This window comes from Cupriavidus sp. 05T313 (assembly GCF_056396665.1).
In genome coordinates this window covers 1-449 of sequence record NZ_JBFTLX010000633.1, presented here as the reverse complement: position 1 = coordinate 449, position 449 = coordinate 1, and the positions used below count along the sequence as shown (strand labels likewise).

Sequence of the window (449 nt, the reverse complement as noted above, 5' to 3'; positions counted from 1 at the left end):
GTGGAGCACCTGCGGGAGCGTGGAGTTGAGGACCTGGCCCAGATCACGCTCATGAGCGACGGCGCCAGCGTTTACGAATGCACCTCTGCTGACGAGGTCATTGACCTGGTGCAGGGTGGCCAGGGCGTCTTCGGCATCGCCGTGGGACGCGTATGGCGCGAGGTCGAAGGAAGCCTTGCCTCGCTGCCCAGCGAGCACGCCGCCGAGCAGTCCTTTCCGGACGACGAACTGAGYAAGCGGCGGGCAGCGCGGAAAATCAGCTGACACAGAGTTCCAGAAGTAAGGGCCACCCTCCTGACGGAGGGTGGCCCTTATTCGTTGGAACGTGGTCCTAGCGGGCGCGGCTGTGCAGCCCGGATCCTGCGGCCATCAGGTTGAACAGCAGGTCATCGAACAGGCCGGCCGCGGACTTGGCCGAATCGCCGGGCCAGTGGTGTACGGGGTGGGCG

Annotated in this window: 1 pseudogene; it reads left to right on the top strand. The window is 65.6% G+C overall.

Annotated features, from left to right (window positions below):
* Nucleotides 1-264, top strand: a pseudogene (locus AC1DKD_RS42115) (MerR family transcriptional regulator); the annotation flags it as partial.
* Between the last annotated feature and the right edge of the window lie 185 nt (nt 265-449).